General features: G+C 50.0%; 1 protein-coding gene. It reads left to right on the forward strand.

All coding sequences use genetic code 11. The features are described 5' to 3' along the window. Positions 1 to 254: transposase domain-containing protein (locus tag JV36_RS0112475; RefSeq protein ID WP_032139778.1), on the forward strand; the 254-nt coding region annotated here is incomplete at both ends.

Raw genomic sequence — 254 nt, forward strand, 5'->3', positions numbered from 1 at the left:
GCAGGTGTGGCAACGGTCAGAAAGCGTCGCTTACCGCTTGAATCGGTGATGTGGTGTGTCATGGGAATGAGCCTTTTTAGACAGGAATCTGTGTGGAATATTGCCACTAAGATGGATATCGCACTCCCCGGTAAAGCCCCCCTTATTGCGCCAAGCGCGATGGTTCAGGCGCGACAGCGCCTAGGAACCGAGGCTGTCGAACAATCCTTTAAAAAGATGGCTAAACATTGGTATCAACAACATGAATTCGAAAC

It is taken from the genome of Alteromonas sp. LOR (assembly GCF_000753865.1).
In the GTDB taxonomy this organism is placed as follows: Bacteria; Pseudomonadota; Gammaproteobacteria; order Enterobacterales; family Alteromonadaceae; genus Alteromonas.